This is a genomic window from Verrucomicrobiales bacterium, assembly GCA_016793885.1.
Lineage (GTDB): Bacteria > Verrucomicrobiota > Verrucomicrobiia > Limisphaerales > UBA11320 > UBA11320.
Genome location: JAEUHE010000261.1, coordinates 1 through 4,398, shown reverse-complemented (window position 1 = coordinate 4,398; position 4,398 = coordinate 1). Strand labels below are relative to the sequence as shown.

Annotated in this window: 3 protein-coding genes; 2 read left to right on the top strand and 1 reads right to left on the bottom strand. The window is 55.1% G+C overall.

Translation table 11 applies throughout. From position 1 onward, the window contains the following. The first annotated feature begins 148 nt into the window (after positions 1-148). On the top strand, positions 149-781 hold the full coding sequence (locus JNN07_28605; GenBank protein MBL9171725.1) for a hypothetical protein: 633 nt from the start codon (positions 149-151) through the stop codon (positions 779-781). A gap of 933 nt (positions 782-1,714) precedes the next feature. Here JNN07_28605 and JNN07_28600 read toward each other — a convergent pair. Next, the gene (locus JNN07_28600) at positions 1,715-3,265 is read right to left on the bottom strand and encodes a hypothetical protein (GenBank protein ID MBL9171724.1); all 1,551 of its coding nucleotides are present in this window, start codon (positions 3,263-3,265) and stop codon (positions 1,715-1,717) included. A gap of 509 nt (positions 3,266-3,774) precedes the next feature. Between JNN07_28600 and JNN07_28595 the strand changes: the two genes are divergently transcribed. After that, on the top strand, positions 3,775-4,398 hold a 624-nt coding region (locus JNN07_28595), incomplete at its 3' end, for a transposase (protein MBL9171723.1).

The window sequence follows — 4,398 nt, the reverse complement described above, 5'->3', positions numbered from 1 at the left end:
GCCGTTCTTCAAATCGGTGGCGCACGGTATCAGGGTCACCTGGCATCCAAACGGTCGCATTGCTTCCAAGGAACCCTTTAGACACGGTTTACCCCATGGACGCGGTCGGCACTGGGACGACGAGGGGCGATTGCTTGGCGAATACCGCATGGACCGTGGAACTGGCATCATACGTGAGTGGCACACTAACGGACGGCTTAAAGCTGAAATTCCCTTGGCCGACGGCGTCGCGTGCGGTCGAACCCGGCTCTGGCTTAGCGACGGAACTCTGCATGGAGAGGACTTTTACCAATATGGCAGAACCGTTACTCGTGCAGCGTACGCCAAAGCTCAAAAACTGGATCGAAATCTTCCTCGCTATGTCGGTCTAACGCGGAAGGGTTACCGCCGCCCCAAGGTGCCTGAGAGTTACATTGAGGATTTGTACGTCAAAACCCTTTTGAAGGATCCAAACCTGGTGGAGGCTCGCGAGTGGCTCGCAGTGGCCGACCCGAAAACTGATACACGTCGATCCCTGGGACGATTCCGCTCCGGAAGGAAGGCGACCCAATTCGTCGAAGCTGTCTATTTTGCTGGGGCTCTGAAGGTCTTGGTGCCTGGAGTCTACAAGGACAAGAAGGGCAACCAATTCGCGGATGTTTGTGTGGTCCAGTTGCCGAAGCCCCAAGCGGCTCGTCTCAAAGTCCGCCGGGTTTCTAGGCTTATAGTCAGGCAGAAACTTGGGTCTATCACACCTGAGCGGGACCGCGGCGAAACACATCTCCTGCTCGGGATGTGGTAAGGTTGCAATGGCTCGATTCCGATCCTTGGTTGTCTCTCCGAGGTGATGGCTTTGGCTACGGGTCGATGCAATCCTAACCGACGGCGATCGCAGACTGCCGCCAAGTATAGCTCGATGCACGGGTTGCAACGGGTACATAGTCACTATCTAAAAGCTCACGGAGGCTGACTTCGACAATAACTGGTCGCAGGGTATTTCTTTCTCCAGTCCTCAATCTCGTGGCGGCGATTTGCCCAAAGCCGCTTAAGATGTCCTCGAACCTGGTTACAAGCAGCAGCAAGTTTGTGATCTTCATCCGTTATAGGGTTCTCCAATCGCTCAAAGGCCGAACTGAGCTCTCGCGAGGAGACCCAGATTTCGCTTCTTTGGCGTGAGTTGTTCATGAGACCACGTGTCTTAAGGGTAGGATACTTGGACGAATCGGTTCGAGATTCTCACTGAGTCCTTTTGTCAGTGAACTAGTGAATGACCCTGACCAACAATCTATCTTTAACATGGTGTTCCTTGCACCGGCATCCCCGTCTCAGATCGCATGATGGAAAGTCATGCCAGGGGGCGGATCAACTCGCCCCAAGATTTACCCGCAAGTAGCCCACGGTCCGGAACAAGTTGGTCCGTCGGAAATCTCGGGCGTTGATCCTCTGGTCGCTTCGCGTAGTGGGGACTGTGCGGGTTAGCGGACCGAACCGTAAAAAGGGGACAGATGCTATTCAGTTTTTGGATATTCATATGCTCTTTGGAACGCCTCCGTTGTTTGCCTCGCTACGGAACTCGGAGTCTTGGTGATAGCCCAGGTAACTGCCACCGACTTTTCCTCCCTCTTTCGCTTCTGGATTCCGCATCCGCCCCTAATTCCACTACCAACGTGGCTCACATCCCATCCGAGTTGAGCCCATTTGGTTCCGTAGAGACGACGACGCCACTACATTCTGGCTACCACTCTGCCAGCCAGCGAAAGTATGTTCCTCCTCTTTCCTTGCTCTCCACATGGACCGGCCCAAGCGTGGCCTTCCAGTCCACCAGGTTTGTGGAGGATTGGATTTGATAGCGATAACCCGGCGTGGCCTCGGTGAAGTCCAGTTCACCTTTGTCTGTCCAAGCCAGACGAGTGGGCAGAATGGTTCGTAGCTCTGCTGCTGGAGCTGGAAAACTGGGGTCCATGGGCGCCAGAATCCTCTCGCCGCCATCCAGCATAAGTGGCCCTGGTGAAAACGGTAGATCAGGCGCCAGAAAGCTAGGGTCGGGTTGTCCGGAAGAGTTGAAACGAACCAATCGTCTCGGCAGCACTTTGCCCACCATGGGTTCCGAGGCAACGTAAAGATTGCCACTGAGATCTAGTGCTGGCGGGGAAATGAAGTCCGACTTAGGGAAGTCAATAGTGCCTTGATCGCCGAACTGTTCATCCAGCGTGCCGTCGTCATTGAATCTTTTGATCCAACAGGGGCCGCCACTGTTTCCACCGGGAGCCTGGACTCCGAGATGAGCGACAACAATTTTGCCACCCGGCCCGATCTTTAGTTCAGAGTTCCCAATGATTTCCTCCTGCTGTGTGATCAGCTTGGCGGGCGATCCGTCCTGATACGTTCGCCAAAGCTGAAATATCGGAGTAGGGCTGGTGCGCCGTGTGAGCAAGATTACGCTCTGTCTATCGGGCACGAAATCTAAGGCGATACCGTCCACCTGCGGGGGCGTGAAGCTCGGGTCTGGCACTCCGACGGGTAGCAGCCTTTGGAGGGGGCTGTTGCTGCTATTGCTCCGAATCCAATAGAGGATCCTACCTTGATCATCCACTCGATACCGGAGCATCCCTTCTTCGGTAGTGATTACTGGTTTCAACGAGTTTGCATCGAACTTCATAAGAATGGAGTAGTCCTTGGCTCCAGCTCGGGTGGGAGTCCAAACTGCCGAGAAGGAAGCCAGGCAGCCTCCATCCGAGGTTTCCTGGAAAAGAATCGGTCGAAGCTGAACTTTCGATTGGATGAAGCTTACTGAAGAACTCGTCTTTCCACGGAAATCGATCCGATAGTCGTCGCGACCCTGCTGCGTGAACGTCACAAGCGATCCATCGGTGAGGTAGCCTAACGGGGAGCCCCCGATAGGTAGCAGCGAAACTAGTCCTCCGAGTCGATCATCGTCCACGATCTCCAGTTGAGCTGTTGGTCGGCTCGAATCGAGAACCCACGGCCGATCTACAATGAGTCGGATAGGTCTGCGAATTTCGGTGCGAGAGGCTAAGCGATTGTCGATCAGAGGTACTCTGGCTACGTAGCGTAGAGTGTTCGAAGGAAACATGAAATCATTAGCGGTTCCATCGATCTCGATGCGAAAAGGCACGGTCGGCTGTCCTGCGAAGGGGTCGTAGTCTCGAAGGATGGATAGATCAGCATGTGTCTCCGGGCAGTAGTTCAGGTCGTGTTGAAATGAGATTTTGGCGTTTTGGGCAACCAATGTCGAAACGCAGAACATCAGCGATAAATACTTCATAGAATTTGATCTTTATTTGAACGCCTCGAAAATCAGCGCTCCTTGTGCTGCGGATCATAGCCCAGCTCGCCCAGAAGTCATTCCACCGGATTAGGGATTTGGAACAGGTTTCTGAAAGAATGATCCCCTAGTCTTAGTGGCAGGATTGCCTGTACACTGCTGGGGGGGGCGTGAGAATCCCGGCTAAACTATGGGAGTAGCTGTCGTTGGATTCTGCTCTCCACAACAGAGGATAGTGCAGCCCTCGGCGTTCCCTCGTGGCAGCGCGACCTCTGCGATCTACGTCCTGCAACTGGGGCTGGCGGCGAGTCGCTCCTACCAGCTCGTTTGTGTGCCAAATGCAGGGATGCTAGGCCTCCATATTTAACCCGAACTCCCAACTAGAAAGAGGGTGGTATTGGTGGAAGGGGTTGAGGCAATAAGGGTTGATGTAAAACAAACCTACCGCTGACCCTCACCAAACCACCCCGGCGGAAATTAACGCGGTCGCTGGCAGAGCCAAGTTCGTTTTGGACGAGACGCCGAAGGCGATCACCCCCTTCGGCGGCTTGGCGAGTCTGATCGCCTTCCTAGGTCGGATCGGATTCGTAGAACAACTCGAATCGGCGATGCCCTTCGCGGCCTCCACTTCCAACAACGCCATCCCCTTAACTCACACGTTCACCGCGTTTCTCATGACGGTGGTAACCGGAGGGCGTCGTTTTGGCCACGCCCAATGGCTGCGGGCCGATCACGCCCTTCATGCCCTCCTGGGGATGGACCGGTTCCCCGGCGATGACACGATCCGCAACTTTTTCCTGCGCTTTAGCCAGTCTCACGTGCAGGCCTTCTACCGACCCTTGTGGAAGTGGACATTGGAGCAGGTGAACATGCCTGCGCGTGGCTTTCATCTGGATCTGGACTCCACCGTGCTCCAGCGCTCGGGCAAACAGGAAGGAGCCGTGAAGGGCTACAACCCGCTGCGGCGCGGACGGGGCAGCCATCATCCTTTGTTGGCGGTGCTGGCCGAAGCCCCCTTCATCCTGCATGGGTGGTTGCGAAGCGGAAACACGGTGGCGGCAGGTGGGGCGGTGGAGTTTCTCAAGGAGGCTCTGGCTTTGCTTCCCGAGTGGATAAAGATCTGGTGTATCAGG